Origin of the sequence: Vibrio alginolyticus NBRC 15630 = ATCC 17749 (assembly GCF_000354175.2) — a bacterium.
GTDB lineage: Bacteria > Pseudomonadota > Gammaproteobacteria > Enterobacterales > Vibrionaceae > Vibrio > Vibrio alginolyticus.
On the sequence record NC_022359.1, the window covers coordinates 1,467,523 to 1,485,646 of the forward strand.

Genomic DNA, 18,124 nt, shown 5'->3' on the forward strand with positions numbered 1-18,124 from the left:
ATGTCGATTGAAGTGATAGCAGTACGCCTTACCAAAGGCATGGACTTAAAACTGAGCCTAGCGAAATTGGTCGAGCAGCATGGTATCAAAGCAGGCTCGATTGCCTCATGCGTTGGCTGTGTCTCTGACCTCAACCTTCGTTTGGCAGGTGCAGAGAGTACGTTAACCAAACAAGAGCCATTTGAAATCGTCTCGGTGATGGGGACACTAACGCCTGAGCATCAGCACGTTCATATCTCAGTGTCTGATCGTGAAGGACAAGTCTGGGGTGGGCATTTGCAGGAAGGCACAGTGATTGATACTACCGCAGAATTGATCATCCATTCTTACTCAGAGCTTGAGTTCACTAGGGCGATGGACGACTCGACTGGCTATACCGAACTACAAGTGAATCCTTCCAAATAGTAAAAAGCTCCAGAGCCATACTGTACTGTCTCTGGAGCTTTATTCGCATGTCTCTCACGCGAAGAATTCACTCATATCGAGCAAGCTAACTTCGGAGATCATTCTTCGACTAAATAACAAACCTGATTATCGTCAACCGTTACTTGCCACGTTTTTAGACAGTGCGCTTCGTCTTCCAAACACTGCCCGCTCTTTAAACTGAAATGCTGTTTGTACAGTGGTGATGCAACACACATCTCACCATCAATATCACCGACAATCCCTCGACTCATCACATAAGCCTTACCAATTGGGTCCCAATCTTGAACGGCGTAAACACCGCTATCAGGAATGTAGAATAGCGCGACATGCTCGCCTTCAATCAACACCGTGGCACCGATGAACGGCATTAGGTCATCAAGCTGACACAATTTCACTTTGGTTAAAGCTGCCATTTACACCTCCTGTTTCACTGGAATACGCTGACCGCGCACACGTTGGTACGGTAAGACTTTACTGCCCGACGTGCTGTTCAAGAAAGGACGGAAGCGTTGCAGTTTCTGAGGGTTATCCAACGTACTCTTCCACTCACATTGATAAGTATCTACGACTCGCGCCATTTGTTCATCCAAAGAATCACAGAGATTCAGAGAGTCATCCAAAATCACTTGTTTAAGGTAATCTAGGCCCCCTTCCATGTTCTCCATCCACACTGACGTGCGCTGCAAGCGATCAGCGGTGCTGACGTAGAACATCAAGACTCGGTCGATCATGGTGATCAACTCTGATTTGGATAAGTCGGATGCAAATAAATCAGCGTGTCTTGGTCTCATGCCGCCATTACCGCAAACGTATAGATTCCAGCCGTTTTCGGTGGCGATCACCCCAATGTCTTTACTTTGCGCTTCTGCACACTCGCGAGTACAGCCCGATACGGCAAACTTAAGCTTATGGGGCGCTCGCAATCCTTTGTAGCGGTTCTCTAACTCAATAGCTAATCCGACCGAGTCATCAACACCATAGCGACACCAAGTAGAACCGACGCAAGATTTCACGGTGCGGACCGATTTTCCGTAGGCGTGCCCTGTTTCAAAACCAGCATCAATTAAGGTTTGCCAGATTTCAGGAAGCTGTTCTAACTGCGCACCAAATAAATCCACGCGCTGACCGCCAGTGATCTTGGTGTACAAATCATATTGCTGAGCAACTTCGCCTAGCACGATGAGTTTGTCTGGTGTAATTTCGCCGCCCGGAACACGAGGCACAATCGAGTAAGAGCCATCTTTTTGCAGGTTTGCCATAAAGGCATCGTTAGAATCTTGCAGAGATTGATGCTGTGGTTCCATGATGTGTTCATTCCACAAAGAAGCAAACACAGATGCTGCTGTCGGCTTACAGATATCACACCCATGCCCTTTGCCATGCAGTGCAATTAAGGTGTCGAAGTCTTTGATTTGTTCCACTTGGCAAATATGGAACATCTCTTGGCGACTTAACTCAAAGTGCGCACAAAGGTGGTTGTTGACCTCTACCCCCATAGCTGCCAGTTGAGTATCCAATACCGACTTGACCATATTGTTACAGCCACCACAGCCAGTACCGGCTTTGGTGTTGGCTTTAAGGTCCGTCAGGTTGGTGGTGCCAGCTTGTATCTCGGCAACTAAGTCACCTTTTGTGACGTTGTGACAAGAACAGATAATGGCGCTGTCTGGCATCTCTCCATCAAGCATTCCGGTATCAAACAGCAGGTTCGCCGCGTGATCTGGCAGGACCGTTTTGTTCAAATAACACTGCAAAAGCGCATCGTAGTCACTGTTGTCACCGACGAGAATCGCACCAAGTAATTGGGTACCACTCGCATCAACCACCAACTTTTTGTAGATGCCTGCAACCGCATCTTGCAAGACCATTTCTTGTGCGCCTTCGGTTTGCATTTGTGCATCGCCGATAGACGCCACATCCACCCCAAGCAGCTTGAGTTTGGTGCTCATGTCTGCACCTTTAAAACCTTCGCTTGGCATTCCAGTCAGGACATCGGCAGTGGTTCTCGCCATGGTGCAACCGGGTGCGACTAAACCAAATATCTTCTGCTCCCAAAGGGCACATTCGCCAATCGCATAAATGTTCTCATCGCTGGTTTGGCATTGGTTGTTAATCACAATGCCGCCTCGCTCGCCTATTTCTAGCTCAGCCAGCCTTGCCAACTCATCTTGAGGACGAATGCCTGCGGAGAAGACAATCACATCCACTTCGAGAGGATCTTTGTCTTTAAACACCATACGATGCTTAGCCGTTTCACCATCGCAGATTCGTTCCGTACCCGTTGAGGTGTGAACGGTTAGCCCTAGCGCTTCAATCTTCTCTTTTAGCACTAAGCCAGCACCATCGTCTAACTGCACGGGCATCAGGCGAGGCGCAAATTCAATAACGTGAGTTTCTAACCCCAATAGTTTAAGTGCGTTTGCCGCTTCTAAACCCAACAAGCCGCCGCCAATCACTGCGCCCGTTCTTGCGCCTTCACATGCTTTTTTGATTTGTGAAAGGTCATCAAGCGTGCGGTAGACAAACACGTTGTCGCGGTCTTTACCTTCAATTGGCGGCACAAATGGGTACGAGCCGGTCGCGAGCACGAGTTGGTCGTAACCCAGCACATCTTCACCATCAAGTAGAATGCGCTTTTGCTCTCTGTCGATGCCTGTTACTTGGCTGCCAAGTACGAGTTGGATGCCATGCATGTCATACCATTCTTGGTTACTCAGCATCAAATCATCATGAGACTTACCCGCAAACAAAGAAGACAACTGTACACGGTCATACGCGATAAAACGCTCTGCACCAATCACGGTAATTCTGTGCTCCAAATGCGCGTTTTTCTGCACTAATTGCTCGACGAGATGTTGCCCGACCATACCGTTGCCTACCACAACGATGTGGCTTAATGCGTTCTTTACTGGAATCGTTAAAGGACTGTTCATCGCTGCCTCCTTATGCCGTTTGCGCTGCGGTTTTGGGTTTGTCTTCTTTCGAAGCAGGAATCTCGACTTTGGATTGCTTCTCGTAAAGGAACTTCAGCACGGCTTGTCGACACTTCTGATACTGCGCATCATCCGCCAGTGCGACACGCTCGCGAGGACGCGGTAGATTCACTTCCAACACTTCACCAATGGTCGCTGCCGGTCCGTTGGTCATCATCACGATTTTGTCGGATAGCAACACCGCTTCATCCACGTCGTGAGTAATCATGATCACGGTGTTGTTTAGCTCGGCTTGAATCTTCATCAGTGCATCCTGTAAGTGCGCACGAGTTAACGCATCCAACGCACCAAATGGCTCATCCATCAATAAAACCTTTGGTTGAAGTGCCAGTGCTCTCGCAATGCCGACTCGCTGCTTCATACCACCCGAGATTTCATCCGGCTTTTTGTGCGCGGCATGCTGCATTTGAATCAACTCCAAGTAGTGATTCACTTGTTCCTGAATCCACGCTTTGCCCTTTTTACCGGCAATTTGTTTTAATGCGAGCTCAACGTTTTGATATACGGTGAGCCAAGGTAATAATGAATGGTTTTGAAACACCACTGCGCGGTCAGGTCCCGGTCCAGCAACTTCTCGTCCATCGACGATTACGCCGCCGTCTGTTGGCATGTGCAGACCCGCGACTAAGTTCAATACCGTTGATTTACCACAGCCAGAGTGACCAATCAGCGATACAAACTCGCCCTTATTGATTTGTAAATCGACGTTCTTAAGCGCGATGAACTCGCCATCTGGCGTTGGGAATCGCATCCCTAAACGCGTTAGATCTAATAATGCTTTTTCCATGATCGTTTCCCTTATCTCAACGCTTGTTGTTTATTCCAAGACAGCCACTTTTGAAGTTGCAGCATGCCTCTATCGAGCATCAAACCGATAAAACCAATAGTGATGACTGCCACCATGATGCGACCCAATGATGCCGAACTGCCGTTTTGGAACTCGTCCCAAACGAACTTGCCTAACCCTGGGTTTTGCGCGAGCATTTCTGCTGCAATCAATACCATCCAAGCGATACCTAAAGAGAGACGTAAACCGGTGAAGATCATTGGAATGGCAGAAGGTAATACGATGGTGCGGATGTGCTGCCACCACGAAAGTTGAAGCACTTTACTCACGTTGATTAAGTCTTTATCAACGCTCGTTACACCCACTGCGGTATTAATCAGCGTCGGCCATAAGCTACATAGCGCTACTGTGATCAGAGAGTTAATGAACGACTTAGCAAACATCGGGTCATCACTCACATAAGTGGCACTTACAACCATAGTAACGATAGGCAGCCAAGCTAAAGGTGAAACAGGCTTAAGCAATTGAATGATTGGGTTGAACGCTTGATACAGCCCTTGATTAAGACCAAGCACGATGCCAAGCGGAATCGCGATAACCGTCGCCAGCAAAAAGCCCGCAGTTACGGTCACTAAGCTTGTTATGATTTGGTCGAAAAACGTCGGTTTACCTGTGTAGGGGCGAATCTTCACTTCCGCGTCCGGATTCTTGGCTAACTTCGCAGCATTGCGTTTTTCCTGACGCTCGATAAAAGCTTGTTCCTTTTCTCGTTCTTGCCAATGGTCATCGACAAGGTTGCTGAACTGCTGAAAAGTTTGCACAGGTCCCGGTAGCGTACCTAATGAAGTTTGCACTTCTCTCGCTGCTAAGTGCCACATTGCCAAAAAGATCAGCAAGCCAATGACGGGCAAAAGCACCAACCGACTTCGGTTCACTACCTGCTTAGCAGGAAAAAGGGAAATGACATTACTAGACATACTCACTCCTAAGAAATTTACATCCTTGTTATTGCGGGCAGACTCACCTGCCCGCTGTATTTTTTGTAGGACTGCTCATCCTAAACTTTGTCTTTTCCTTTTAGCCCGATAGAGAACTTCTCTAAATATTTATTTGGCTCGCGACCGTCATAAACGATGTTGTCGATAAAGTGTGTTTGTGGCGCGCGAAAACCATCTTCAGCGCTGAAGTCTGGGAAGTCTTTTTTGCTCAACACACCATCTTCAATTAGCGCTTGAGCTGCTTGTTGGTAGATATCTGGACGGTAAACCTCTTTTGCCACATCCATGTACCAATCATCGGATTTCTCGCTTGAGATTTGTCCCCAGCGGCGCATTTGGGTCAGGTACCAAATCGCATCGCTGTAATACGGATAAGTGGCGTTATGACGGAAGAACACATTGAAGTCTGGCACGTCTCGTTTGTCGCCTTTCTCGTATTCAAATGTGCCGGTCATTGAGTTAGCGATAACTTCGGCATCGGCTCCAACATATTCGCTTTTTGATAGCATCTTCACAGCTTCTTGGCGGTTGGCATTGTCGTTTTCATCCAACCAATGTGCCGCTCGAATCAAGGCTTTCACTACGCGAATGTGCGTGTTTGGATATTTCTCAGCCCAAGCTTTGGAAACACCAAACACTTTCTCTGGGTTGTTCTTCCAGATCTCGTAATCGGTCACGACTGGCGTACCAATACCTTTGAATACGGCTTGTTGGTTCCATGGTTCACCTACGCAGTACCCTTTGATCGTGCCCGCTTCCATTGTGGCTGGCATTTGTGGTGGCGGTGTAACACTCAAAAGAACATCAGCATCCAGCTGGCCACTGTTATCGCCTGAGTCTGGTGCGTAAAAGCCTGGATGAATCCCCCCTGCCGCTAACCAGTATCGCAACTCATAGTTGTGCGTCGATACAGGAAACACCATGCCCATGTTGAACGGTTTGCCTTTATCCAGATAGCTGTCGACCACAGGCTTCAGCGCATCCGCTTTGATTGGGTGAACTGGTTTGCCATCTGGTTGTTTTGGAATGTACTGCTTCATCTGTTCCCAAGTATCATTGGAAACCGTGATTGCGTTGCCGTTCAAATCCATACTGAACGCGGTAATTACTTCTGCTTTTGTGCCAACACCAATCGTTGCGCCCAATGGCTGACCAGCAAGCATGTGCGCGCCAGCAAGCTCACCATCGATGACTCGGTCTAAAAGCACCTTCCAGTTTGCTTGTGCTTCTAAAGTGACGTACAAGCCTTCGTCTTCAAAAAAGCCTTTCTCATAAGCAACCGCCAGCGGTGCCATATCGGTTAACTTAATAAAACCAAACTTCAGGTCTTCAATTTCTGGTTCACCCAACTCTGCCTTTACGCTGACCGTGGTGAATACCGATAACGAAATTGCTGACACTTTCAGCATCGAACTCCATTTCATTGGTTTGCTCCCATAAAAAAAGCGCCACTACTCCGAAGAGCAGTAGCGCCGTTGCTAAGTCTACAATTACCGCCGTTGATAATTGAGATAAGCGATTCAACAATAAACCCAATTCTTCTAATTCAATTACTGTGCCAACTTATTTTTCACTGTAAATATAATGAATTAGTTTATTCTACCGTTTCTAATTCCCTGTTATTGCTTGCTGATAGTGCAACACGCACCACGTTAGAAAACGCACCTTAACCCCAAAGTGGTAGAAAACTAATCAAGCACTTCCAAAGTAGTTATCAAATTCTTGGCAACTTGTGCGAGCGTTTGGCTGGATTGCATGGCTGAATTTCTAAGCGCTTTATAAGCCTGTTCTTCATCAACGCTGTGCATCTTCATCAGCAGACCTTTGGCTTTTTCCACCAGCTTGCGCTCTTCAATCTTGTGGGTCAGCGATTCAATTTCCGATTGCATACTTTCGAATTTCGCTCTCACTAATGTCGCATGTTCAATCCAAGGTTGAAGTGCAAATTCACTATCGTGCGGCATGAGTACATAGTCCATTTTTTCTGATAACCGATTGATATCATTGGATGATAATTGCTTTAAGACGATAAGAAGTGGTGCCGATTTTCTGCGGCAGAAATCGACGATCAAACGCAGTTCCGCGGTTGGTTGCTGCCATCCAACCACAACGCTTGCCGACGGTTCTCGTTGCATTAACGTTTCTAGTTGTGCCAATTGGCAGCCGATGATGTTGTCGTAATCTTTGCTCAATAAGCCGGACAATCGAGCCTGCTCTTGGAGGCTATCACAGCATACTATGATGGGTGTTTTTGACGTTGATTGAGTCATGCACATTCCTTGTTTATATCTCACTCACTAAGAGAGACATAACAAAGAATGTGCCAACTAAAGTAGAAGCCTTTTAACTAGAGGCGAGATGTTCTTTGAAGAAGCCGAGTGTACGTTCCCAAGCGAGCGCCGCTTCTTCCGGTGCGTAGCGTGCTGTTGAGTCGTTATGGAAGCCGTGGTTGACGTTCTCATACATTAACGCTTGATACTGTGCGTCGGTTGCGATCAATTGCTGCTCATAAGCAGGCCATGTGTCGTTAACACGCTTATCGAGCCCTGCAAAGTGAATCATCAATGGCCCTTTGACTTGCTTTTGGATCTCTTGCGCAGCAGGTGTTCCATAGAAAGGCACACCTGCATCGAGATCTTCTGGCATTACCGCGGCAAGCATGTTGACAATGTATCCACCGAAGCAGAATCCAACCGCGCCCAATTTACCGTTGCCACCCTCGTATTGCTTAAGGAAGTTAGCGGCTGCAATAAAGTCTTGTTCGATCTTGGCCCTGTCCATCTCTTTCTGCATTGCGCGACCTTCATCGTCGTTCCCCGGATAGCCGCCGAGTGGATAAAGTGCGTCTGGAGCGAAAGCAATAAAGCCATCTTTTGCAAGTCGTCTTGCGACATCTTTGATATAAGGGTTCAGACCTCGGTTTTCATGAATCACCAACACGGTCGGCGATTTTAAGGTCTTCTTCTGTGGCATCACCAAATAACCACGCCCTTCTCCATGCCCATTTGGAGATGGAAAGGTTTCGTAAGTTGCTTTGATGTCAGGATCGTTAAATGAAACTTGTTCTGCGAGTGCGTAATTCGGGGTTAACGCATCGACCAGTGCTGTCATGCTAAAGCCAAGCACCGCAAGGCCACCCAGCCTGTTAAGAAACTCACGGCGCGTGATTTTTCCGTGGGCGTATTCGTCGTACCAATCGAAGGCTTCTTGCGGGATCGGATGAGAAGCCTTTTCACTAGGAGTGGTATGCTTTAGAACCATTATCCATGTCCTCTGTGTCTTACCATATGGGAATTTCTCATTCTCAAAAGCGCAGCGAGAAACGAACGCGATTGAGGCTAAAACTGCGGTTTCACCACTCTGATACGGAGCAAGGTGGTGAAACACATCATTGGCGAGCTAGGATCTTTTACCTTCTTCAAACAATAGATAATGGATTCAGATTCAACAACTTTGCGTCGTTGGTTTTACATTAATTGACAATAGTTCGTTATTGCTGGCCGCAATAGGCTTGCCAGTAAGAGAAGGCGCGTTCGAATGCTTTTTCTCTGTCGTGCATTTGTGCAAACAAGACCACTGTCATCGTAGCGAGAACCGTATTCGCCATTTGGTTCATGTCATCTTCTGACGTCCCAAACGGGCAGTTCGCAGGCATTGGCACCTCAGACAGCATTTGCTCCGTCCAGTAGTGCGATGTCACGCCGCTTGTTTGGCTTAACCATACGGTTTGACTTACTTTCGGGTTGTATTCTGACTCACCAGATTGTCCTTTGAATGACACAACGGCATGAGCGGTTTGACCAATCTCGTATTCGACTTCAGCATGAAGTTGTTGGAATCCCGGATGGAAGCTACCACGAATACCAACCGTCGCCTGCCCCGGATTCAATGCTCGAACCACGGTATTAATCGGCGTTCTAAGCCCATAACGATTCTTCCAACCGATCATGATTTCTGCTTGGGGTGCAAACGAACTCAGCGGCAGATACACAATGTTTTGTGTTTCTAACACACGCTTTGCGTCTTCTGCTGATTCCGCTTTGTTGATAGAAAACTTATCGAGGTAATCTTCGGCATGCAAACGACCAGATTGACGGTCGTGATAGCCGTGCATCAGCACTTTATGACCATTATCGGCGAGGATCTTGGCTGCCAACAGGTGCCAAGGCTGCCCTGCCGCTTCACGTTTGCCTGCATAACATGGCCAGTCAATATCTGCACCAATAGCTGGCATGCGGGATTGGAATGCTTTCACAAAGCCAGCGATTTCTTGTTGAGTCTCGTTCTGTACGCGGATCAGCATCAACAGCATTGCCATCTGATCGTCGTCGCACTCACCGTTTAGGTATTCATCCATAACTCGAAACGCTTGGTCAAAGTTCAGTGGTTTTCTACCACGTTCGCCACGACCGACTGTTCTAATACATTCCAAAATGCTGCTCATATTCCCTCGTATTCCGTCACTGACTGTACGGTTTCTATTAGTTGTTCGCGCAGTTTGACAACTTCTCCCATCACAATCAATGCTGGGCTCACGCCTTTAAGTGTAATCGATAAATCATTGAGCTGATTGAGTTGTGTAACGTGCACTTGTTGTTGAGGGCTGCAACCATGAGTGATGATCGCGACTGGGAAATCTGCTCTCAAACCGGAGTTGATTAATCCCGTTTGTATTTGCAATGACTTTTCTAACCCCATATAGAAGACTAACGTTTGTCCGCTTTGCATCAGTTGACTCCATGCTTCAAATGCGCCTGTTACCACTTGCCCTGTCACAAAGGTAACGCTGCGAGCAACGCCACGATGAGTCAGCGGAATCAAGCTGTTTGCTGAACATCCAATCGCAGCAGTAATACCAGGGATGACTTCGTAAGCGATTGAGTGTTTGACGAGTGCTAACGCCTCTTCGCCTCCACGGCCAAATACAAAAGGATCTCCCCCTTTTAAGCGTACAACTCGCTTTCCTTGTTGAGCGAGCGATACCATCAAGTCACAAATTTCTTCCTGACCAATACTAGGTTGTCCGCATCTTTTGCCCACGTAAATCCAATCAGCTTGTGGCGAAGCCAACTCCAAAATATCTTTGTTAACCAAACGGTCGTACAGCAGAACCTCTGCCGACATAATCGCTTTCACTGCCTTCACCGTTAATAAGTCAGGATCGTGCGGCCCTGCTCCAACAATCGAGACAAAACCTTTGTGGCTCGCGTCTAGGTCTACTGAATGGTCTTTTAAAAGTTGGTTCAGTTTGCTTGCTTGATCATGCTTAGAAAAGCGAGACGAGCGTTCTTGTTTCTGACTCGCTTGTCCTTTCTTAAACCAAGACTTTTGATAAGGCGCTTCCATGTGCTTATCCTCTTTATGACTTACTTTATTTGAATCGCCAGACTTTGCTGGCTCGCTTGCTGTTTGCCCTTTTGATGCTGATGGCTGTCGACCATTTGTTTGATTTGAGAGACGCACGAGCCACAGTTAGTGCCGCATTTGAGTTTGTTTTGAAGTTGAGTCAGTGAAGTGCAGTCTTGCTTCTCCATCGCGTCATGTATTTGTTTATCAGTAACACGGAAACAACTACAAACCAGTTTGGCACTGCTTTGCGATTGAGTGATGGTAAGCAGTTGCGATAGCTCCATTGGCTTGCCAATCAAGCCGGTAAAGTTGGTGTAGTCGGTTTGAATCGGTTCACTAGACACCACTAAAACAGAACGAATGATACGAACGTCTCCAACAAGGTCGTAATCCACCGCTAGCCAACCCTGGGCAATATCTATCGTAATCCTGCGGCTCTTTTCCGTTCGACAAAAACTCTGCTTCTTTGGCCGTTTATCGTGTGCAAAGCGCCAGATGCCCAGATTACTTTCTGCTTGAAATGCGCTGTAGAGAAACTTGCCGGAATCAAACTGTGTACCGATGAACATACCGTAGGTTTTTACTGCTGTATCTTGCACTTCAACATAAGACGACTTAAATGCAGGCTGCCCAGAAATAGGGTCTTTTGCGCTGTTTACTATCGCGTTAACACCGCTTTCACCGCCATATCGACCCGCCCAGTGCATTGACATAAACAGCTCCTGAAAACCCAAACCTTCATCAATGGCAACTTTGGCATAAATACTGGTGTTTGAATTGGGCTGGAACAGCTTGGTGAGTTGTCCTGCTTTTAAGCGATTTTGAGTGGCAGAGAGTGTGTTCATGTACACGGTTGGTTCTAACTCAGAGGCGGCAAGGTGTGCGATATGACCTGTGCGCGTCATGGTATGCCATTGATCGCGTTGCCTGCCCGTATTGAGCCACCAGCCTTTTGTTCTTTCTAAACGCGTTGGAGATTCACTGGTCACGACAAAACGCGCTTTACCATCTGGGTGCGAATAGATTCCATCAGCAAAAGGACGCTCTCCTCCCCATTGTGTCGGCACCCACTCTTCGTATTCTTGCTCGGCTAAGTTGGCGTATTGAGAAAGATCTAGCTTCAATGGCGAATCTGCATTCATGCCTGTCATCGCGGCATATTCCCTGAATACCGCCCGCTCAGAAGTAAACGCAAAGCCATTTTGTGTCTTTTCCAATGCACACAGAGCTTGCCCAACTTGGCTTATCGCCCACCAATCTGATTTTGCTTCACCCGGAGGCATTTGAAACTGACGCTGCCTTGAAAGTCGACGCTCAGAGTTGGTCACCATGCCTTGTTTCTCCCCCCAGCCAGCAGCGGGTAGCAACAGGTCTGCGTAATGCGCGACATCCGAATCCGCTGTGATATCGGAAACAATCACAAACGGACAAATCTCGAGTGCACGTTTTACCAATTGGTTATCTGGCAAAGAGACAACCGGATTGGTTGCCATGATCCACAGAACTTTAATCTCACCACGCTCTACCGCCTCAAACAGCTCAACGGCTTTTAAACCGGGCTGAGTGGCAATCTCTGGTGAATCCCAAAACGCCTGTACTTGCTTGATAGACTCTGCGTCAAAAGCACGATGAACCGCTAATTGGTTTGCCAAACCACCCACTTCTCGGCCCCCCATCGCATTCGGCTGACCTGTAATAGAAAATGGCCCGCAACCTGACTTGGCAATTTTACCTGTCGCCAAGTGTGCATTAATAATGGCATTGCCTTTATCGACACCATTTTCGGCTTGGTTAACCCCTTGGCAAAACAGCGTGATTGCGGTTGGGCTTTGCGCAAACCATTGGAAGAATGTCGTGAGTTTTTCCTCTGAAATGCCAATGGAAGACGTTAGATTAGCGACACTGTAACGCAAATCAGAAACTTCTTCTCTAAGTGCATTAAATCCGTCGGTATAAGAATTTATGTATTCAGAATCAATCAATTGTTGTTCAATAAGAAACTTGAGCAGCCCATTGAAGAGTGACACATCACCATCGTTTTTAATCGGTAGATGCAAATCCGCTTGCTGTGCGGTGACCGTTTCACGCGGGTCAATGACCACCAGCTTGAGGTTAGGATTGTTTTCTCTCGCTTGTTGAATACGTCGGAATAAAACAGGGTGCGTCCAAGCGGTATTAGCACCGCAAATGATCAATAGCTCAGTCTTATCAATATCGTCGTAATTGACGGGAACGACATCTTCACCAAATGCTCGTACATGAGCCGCAACCGCCGAAGACATACACAAACGCGAGTTCGTATCGATGTTTGCGCTGCCAACATAGCCTTTCATGAGTTTGTTGGCGACGTAATAGTCTTCCGTTAACAACTGCCCTGACACGTACATCGCGACGGAATCCGGTCCAAACTCCGCTTTCGCTTGATGAATCTTTTCAGCAATCAGATCCGTGGCTTGTTGCCATTGCACCTCTTGCCCTTGAGGTCGTTGCTTGGTGATAAGCTTTGGATACAACAAGCGCGAAGGCATATTCAAACTCTCTGCCAGCGCGACACCCTTCACGCACAGTGATCCCGCATTTGCAGGATGACACGCATCCCCAACGATTCCTTTCGCATTGACCTCGACACCACATCCAACACCACAATAGGGACAAGTGGTTTTTTTGCATCCTTGCGACATAACACCTCCAGTGCGATTCAGCCCAACTTACTAGCAAAAAAAAGCCTCTCCCGAATCGAGAGAGGCAGCAATGCCTTTAACGCTGTTAGTACATTTTCAAAAAGTAATACCCTATACCGCTCTCGCCTGCTATTAAGAGCGGCGCATCGAGTTATCGATGAACGTTTATGTAAAGCAAGTGAGGTGCCAATATTAAAAACCTTTACTATACAACGGGTTATATTAAAACCAATTATAGCAACGTAATGCTACGCACTGATTGTGTGCAAATTTCGGTCATTATCGTGCAGTATTACTTTACTAATTCCATAACTAACCTGGATTCTTCGTCACCAAAATAATGCGCTTCTTCTTCTAACGTTTTAAAGCCAAGGGAGAGGTATAAAGACAATGCAGGTTGGTTCTTAGGATCGACAGTCAATTTCACGCTTGAGCCTAACGTCAACGACGCAATAACGTTTTCTAGGAGGGAACGCGCAATACCTTTACCTCTATGTTGAATATCGACGGCCAATGACATGATCCAATATTGATGTGCATTTGTGCTAGTCGTTAGCAATATATACCCTGCGACCTGCTCTCCCTCTTTTGCTACCAGTAAACTCTCTCCCCAACAATCAAAAGCTTGCCGAAAGAAAAATTGAGGATAGGCGTGTTCTCCAAATAAAGTATTTTCGAGCTTATATATGGCAAATAAGTCCTCTTTTTGCGCAGACAAGATGTCCATTCAATGACTCCTTCTTTAACATGAATGGCAGCAGTATACCTAAATCTCATCTAAATGACGGGACACAAACATCTCAATTAAGTGCTTAAGAAATGTAATATTCTTCCTGAAAATTAGGCCTAACTCACTTAGAACATACATCCGTGATTAAGTTTTAACCGCAAAATCAAAAACCACACAAGATGAAAATTTCAATACATACAACCATTAAACGCATTAAAATTAAGAACTTTATTCTGGTTTATTGAGAAATTCATAGTTGGATAATTTACAACCACCCCAAGTCCACAGCATTATTCACCAATCTTCGCATGTGATAATAAACACTAAAACCTTTACCATTTTCAGCATTATTATTTTTATAAAAGCGAGTTTTAAAGTGAAAGAATCTCGAAATGCCTTAAATCCTAGTGAAATAAACACAACCACAGCTTGGTCAAAACATGATACACATTGGGTTCTTAGCCTATTTGGAACAGCCGTTGGCGCAGGCATCCTGTTTCTGCCAATTAACCTTGGGATTGGAGGTTTTTGGCCTTTAGTCGCGATGGCAGTACTTGCTTTTCCAATGACCTATCTTGCGCACCGTGGCTTAGCTCGTTTTGTACTATCTTCTAAGATCAAAAACGCAGACTTCACTGATGTAGTGGAAGAGCACTTCGGCGCAAAAGCAGGCCGTTCTATTTCACTGCTGTATTTTCTTTCGATCTTCCCGATCCTGTTGATATATGGGGTTGGAATAACAAACACAGTAGATAGCTTCATGGTAAATCAGGCTGATATGGCTTCTTTACCTAGACCTTTGCTTTCTGGCGTACTAGTGTTTGCACTAATTGCTATTATGATGGCGGGTGAAAAAGTAATGCTACGGGCCTTTGCCATTATGGTGTTCCCACTTGTTGCCATTCTTGCCTTTCTATCATTTTACTTAATACCGAACTGGACCATGCCTGTCATGGATGTGCCAGAAGCGTCAGCTTTTGCTAGCACTATGTGGTTAGCAGTTCCTGTAGTGATTTTCTCGTTTAGTCACGCAGCTGCAATTTCAAGCTTTGCAAATGTACAACGTCGCCATTACGGTAAGCAGGCAGATGCCAAATCCGAAGTTATTCTTCGCCGCACTAGCATCATGCTGATTGCCTTTGTTCTTATTTTTGTATTTTCCTGTGTGCTAACACTGTCACCTGAACAATTGGCTCAAGCAAAAGAACAAAACGTATCCGTATTGTCTTACCTAGCGAACGCAACCGATAATCCATTTATTGCAACACTTGGTCCTTTAGTAGCGTTTGTTGCTATCACTTCATCTTTCCTTGGGCATTTTTTAGGTGCGCGTGAAAGCTTAAATGGTTTAATTAACAAGCATTTTAACCTATCTGAGAAGCGTGTTGATCGTATCAGCGTGGCAGCACTGTTCTTCTCAATCTGGGCGGCCGCGATCATGAACCCAAGTATTCTTGGTATGATGGAAGCATTGTCAGGGCCTGTTATTGCAATGATCTTATTTATTATGCCAATGTTAGCGGTGTATAAAATCGAGGCGATGAAACAATATCGAGGAAATGTCTCTACTTACTTTGTTCTAGCAGCAGGCATTGTGGCGGTAAGTGCATTGATTTTTAGCTTCTTCAGCTAATAACTAAAGACTAGCTTGGATTTTCAGGGGAATACCTTACACAAGGTTAAGGTGATTCCCTGAATTTTCTTACTCTTTAAAAGGTAATCATCGTTACCCTTGACTCTTAAATAAGAGCGAAAACACCCGCAATCATAAGTACTGAAGCGATGCAGGTACGGCCGATAATGCCGAAGTGCGAAGGTTGAATCATTTCATTATGCATAGTTAATCTCCTATTTATTATAAAAGCCATTTTTTATTGGCTTAGTAACACTATGTCTAATATCCAGTTTTTTAACAACCCATACAAACATTAAATATTTATGACAGAAACGTAATTTTTTACACTTCACCCTGATTTCGAGCGATGAATCCGCGGCTTAAACCACTAGATTGAGTCCACCGAATATGCTCACTTACCTTCCATCGTTACCCTACCTATGCCATCTTCCAATCATTACATAAGTTTTCAATAGATTTTTTTTATAAATCATAATATTATAGAGATACTTCTCGTATCTCACTCCCAAAACACTTTGCCACTGGGAATCCATCCGCACTTAACCAACAAGAAATGGTAGACTTAACTGGTATTCGGTTAAGAGATCACATTTTATTAATACGCTCATGCACTTCTCAATTAAAACACTGGCTTGCGCACTTTGTACTGCACTTGGACTTTTCTTGCATCCCACCAACGTACTGGCGAGTACCGAAAAGCAAGCTTATCTGGAAGAACACATTTCAGCAGAAAGCAAGCCCATGTTAAAACTCTACTTTCGCTCGATGGGTAAGCCGCGATCAATTCAAAAAGATGAGTTAAATGCGCCACAGAATGCATCAGCGGAGTCTCTTGCTCTGTATTACTTTGCACGAAAGTACCTTAAGCGTTACGAAGGCGTTCCATTACCGAAAGATATGCCCGATTTAATCGAATTCGGTAAAAAGCACCATTTGGAATGGGTCGTCGCTGAAGCACAGCTCAATAAGGCTGTAACAATGATTGAGCAAGACGATAACTGGAACGCAGAATTGTTACTCCATGACGTTGTTTCTACAGCCCGTGATCTTGGTTATCTAGCATTAGAAGGCCGTGCTTACCGCTGGTTAGGCAATCTAGAAGTATCTCGAAATCAACTACGCAGTGGCCTAAAATATTATCGCAATGCCTATGAGTTATTAGAAAAAACAGTATTTGAAATACAAGTCGCGATGACACTGAACAACATTGGGACGGTCTACATCGACGCATCAGATTGGGCTCGGGCCAACAGCTACCTAACGCAAGCCCTCGACACTTACCTAGAGAGCGAATATCAATACGATAATAGCTTTTTTATGGGGGTTATCTACGCAAACCTTAGCATCGTTCACTCGAGCCTCGGAGATAACAAAAAAGCGGAATATTATTTCAATGAAGCCATTCGACTTTCAATGCAAACGGGGTCGGACACAGTCAAGCACCACTCTTTATCCAGCTTTTCACAAATGTTGAGCTCGGTAGGAAAAATTGATGATGCATTAATGGTCGCACAACGTTGCGTAGACCTGCCCATTCCAAAAAATCTAGAAATGCTAAAAACGTCTTGTTACGAGGCATTTGCAGAGGCTTACCTCGCAAACAAACAATACGATAGAGCTATTACAACAGCGCTTAACGTTCTAGAACAAACCAAATCAACCAGTGAATTAGAGCTGCGGCAGCGTATTGATATGCTTTCGGTACTGGTAAACGCTCATCAAATTCTTAATGACTATGAAGCTGCTTTTCATTATTTAACCCAATTAAGAGAGCTGGAGGCTGAGTTTTCTCATCATATTCATGGTGAAGAGATGATTAACATTAAGTTTGATCTCGAAGCTAAGTTAGCCCAGAAAGAACTCAAATTGCTAGAAACAAAAAATGCGCTACAAGCGTCTGAACTGCGTTCGCAGCGCTATCGAGAAATGTTCTACTTTATCGCTATTACGGCAATTGGTGTCGTTGGTTTTCGTTACGTACTGCGCGTTAGACGTATTAATAAAGCACTCACTCAAGAAAATACTACCGATCCGTTAACTCAACTGCATAACCGTCGCTATCTTCACATTTGGCTGGACAAAATGGCTCGTAGAAGCCCAGATAGAACATTTGCCTTAGCAGTTTTAGATGTTGATCATTTTAAAACCTTTAATGATCAATATGGACACGATATTGGCGATAAAATGCTGACTCATATTGCCACGCTATTTAATGAATCCACTCGCTCTGGTGACCTACTCATTCGTTGGGGTGGAGAAGAGTTTGTCCTATTATTCGAAGTACAGCGAGCTGAAGATTGCGCTAAGTTTTTGGAGCGATTGAGATATACTGTTGAAAACACGCCATTGGTGGTTGACTCTAAACCATTAAACGCGACAATTTCCCTTGGAGCAGTGGACAAACTGTCGGCACAAATAATTAAACAAGAATGGGATCAATGGTTTTTCTTGGCAGACCAAGCTTTGTATGATGCGAAGCAAGCTGGTAGAAACCAGTTCGTCATTCACCCTACATCATAAAAAA

General features: G+C 45.5%; 14 protein-coding genes. 3 read left to right on the top strand and 11 right to left on the bottom strand.

The genetic code is table 11. From position 1 onward, the window contains the following. Positions 1 to 405 (top strand): PPC domain-containing DNA-binding protein, encoded by a 405-nt coding sequence (locus N646_RS21825; RefSeq protein ID WP_017820229.1) that lies wholly within the window; start codon positions 1 to 3, stop codon positions 403 to 405. 98 nt (positions 406 to 503) lie between these two features. On the opposite strand, the gene nirD is transcribed toward N646_RS21825, so the two are convergent. The 11 genes from nirD to N646_RS21880 form a co-directional block, all read right to left on the bottom strand. Further along, a complete protein-coding gene (nirD, locus tag N646_RS21830) occupies positions 504 to 839 on the bottom strand; it encodes a nitrite reductase small subunit NirD (RefSeq protein WP_017820230.1) in 336 nt (111 codons plus the stop codon). Beyond that, on the bottom strand, positions 840 to 3,359 hold the full coding sequence (gene nirB, locus N646_RS21835) for a nitrite reductase large subunit NirB (protein ID WP_017820231.1): 2,520 nt from the start codon (positions 3,357 to 3,359) through the stop codon (positions 840 to 842). Positions 3,360 to 3,369: 10 nt separating this feature from the next. Continuing rightward, positions 3,370 to 4,206: an ABC transporter ATP-binding protein gene (locus N646_RS21840; protein WP_017820232.1), complete on the bottom strand. Its 837-nt coding sequence runs from the start codon at positions 4,204 to 4,206 to the stop codon at positions 3,370 to 3,372. Positions 4,207 to 4,217: 11 nt separating this feature from the next. After that, entirely contained in the window at positions 4,218 to 5,183 is a 966-nt protein-coding gene (locus tag N646_RS21845) for an ABC transporter permease (protein ID WP_005375889.1), read from the bottom strand. 80 nt (positions 5,184 to 5,263) lie between these two features. Further along, the gene (locus N646_RS21850; RefSeq protein ID WP_005375887.1) at positions 5,264 to 6,628 is read right to left on the bottom strand and encodes a CmpA/NrtA family ABC transporter substrate-binding protein; all 1,365 of its coding nucleotides are present in this window, start codon (positions 6,626 to 6,628) and stop codon (positions 5,264 to 5,266) included. Between the two features lie 264 nt (positions 6,629 to 6,892). After that, positions 6,893 to 7,474 carry an ANTAR domain-containing response regulator gene (locus tag N646_RS21855; protein WP_012842515.1) on the bottom strand — a complete coding sequence of 194 codons (582 nt, stop codon included), beginning with the start codon at positions 7,472 to 7,474 and terminating at the stop codon, positions 6,893 to 6,895. Between the two features lie 73 nt (positions 7,475 to 7,547). After that, positions 7,548 to 8,465, bottom strand: a complete 918-nt coding sequence (locus N646_RS21860; RefSeq protein ID WP_017820233.1) for a dienelactone hydrolase family protein — start codon at positions 8,463 to 8,465, stop codon at positions 7,548 to 7,550. Between the two features lie 229 nt (positions 8,466 to 8,694). Then, positions 8,695 to 9,648 (bottom strand): glycosyl transferase family protein, encoded by a 954-nt coding sequence (locus N646_RS21865; RefSeq protein WP_017820234.1) that lies wholly within the window; start codon positions 9,646 to 9,648, stop codon positions 8,695 to 8,697. Beyond that, entirely contained in the window at positions 9,645 to 10,550 is a 906-nt protein-coding gene (gene cobA / locus N646_RS21870) for a uroporphyrinogen-III C-methyltransferase (RefSeq protein WP_017820235.1), read from the bottom strand. Before cobA ends, N646_RS21865 begins: the two co-directional genes overlap by 4 nt. Before the next feature lie 20 nt (positions 10,551 to 10,570). After that, positions 10,571 to 13,234, bottom strand: a complete 2,664-nt coding sequence (locus N646_RS21875) for a nitrate reductase (protein ID WP_017820236.1) — start codon at positions 13,232 to 13,234, stop codon at positions 10,571 to 10,573. A gap of 292 nt (positions 13,235 to 13,526) precedes the next feature. After that, on the bottom strand, positions 13,527 to 13,961 hold the full coding sequence (locus N646_RS21880) for a GNAT family N-acetyltransferase (protein WP_017634213.1): 435 nt from the start codon (positions 13,959 to 13,961) through the stop codon (positions 13,527 to 13,529). A 379-nt stretch (positions 13,962 to 14,340) separates the two neighbouring features. Between N646_RS21880 and N646_RS21885 the strand changes: the two genes are divergently transcribed. Beyond that, positions 14,341 to 15,597, top strand: coding sequence for an aromatic amino acid transport family protein (locus N646_RS21885; protein ID WP_017820237.1), 1,257 nt, complete (start codon positions 14,341 to 14,343; stop codon positions 15,595 to 15,597). Between the two features lie 609 nt (positions 15,598 to 16,206). Then, positions 16,207 to 18,120, top strand: coding sequence for a tetratricopeptide repeat-containing diguanylate cyclase (locus tag N646_RS21890; protein WP_017820238.1), 1,914 nt, complete (start codon positions 16,207 to 16,209; stop codon positions 18,118 to 18,120). Positions 18,121 to 18,124: the final 4 nt, after the last annotated feature.

Excerpts from the sequence above, each read along its gene's own strand:
- N646_RS21850 (WP_005375887.1), bottom strand. The coding sequence starts at position 6,628 with ATGAAATGGAGTTCGATGCTGAAAGTGTCAGCAATTTCGTTATCGGTA.
- nirD (WP_017820230.1), bottom strand. The coding sequence starts at position 839 with ATGGCAGCTTTAACCAAAGTGAAATTGTGTCAGCTTGATGACCTAATG.
- nirB (WP_017820231.1), bottom strand. The coding sequence starts at position 3,359 with ATGAACAGTCCTTTAACGATTCCAGTAAAGAACGCATTAAGCCACATC.
- N646_RS21880 (WP_017634213.1), bottom strand. The coding sequence starts at position 13,961 with ATGGACATCTTGTCTGCGCAAAAAGAGGACTTATTTGCCATATATAAG.
- cobA (WP_017820235.1), bottom strand. The coding sequence starts at position 10,550 with ATGGAAGCGCCTTATCAAAAGTCTTGGTTTAAGAAAGGACAAGCGAGT.
- N646_RS21840 (WP_017820232.1), bottom strand. The coding sequence starts at position 4,206 with ATGGAAAAAGCATTATTAGATCTAACGCGTTTAGGGATGCGATTCCCA.
- N646_RS21860 (WP_017820233.1), bottom strand. The coding sequence starts at position 8,465 with ATGGTTCTAAAGCATACCACTCCTAGTGAAAAGGCTTCTCATCCGATC.
- N646_RS21855 (WP_012842515.1), bottom strand. The coding sequence starts at position 7,474 with ATGACTCAATCAACGTCAAAAACACCCATCATAGTATGCTGTGATAGC.
- N646_RS21825 (WP_017820229.1), top strand. The coding sequence starts at position 1 with ATGTCGATTGAAGTGATAGCAGTACGCCTTACCAAAGGCATGGACTTA.
- N646_RS21845 (WP_005375889.1), bottom strand. The coding sequence starts at position 5,183 with ATGTCTAGTAATGTCATTTCCCTTTTTCCTGCTAAGCAGGTAGTGAAC.
- N646_RS21875 (WP_017820236.1), bottom strand. The coding sequence starts at position 13,234 with ATGTCGCAAGGATGCAAAAAAACCACTTGTCCCTATTGTGGTGTTGGA.
- N646_RS21865 (WP_017820234.1), bottom strand. The coding sequence starts at position 9,648 with ATGAGCAGCATTTTGGAATGTATTAGAACAGTCGGTCGTGGCGAACGT.
- N646_RS21890 (WP_017820238.1), top strand. The coding sequence starts at position 16,207 with ATGCACTTCTCAATTAAAACACTGGCTTGCGCACTTTGTACTGCACTT.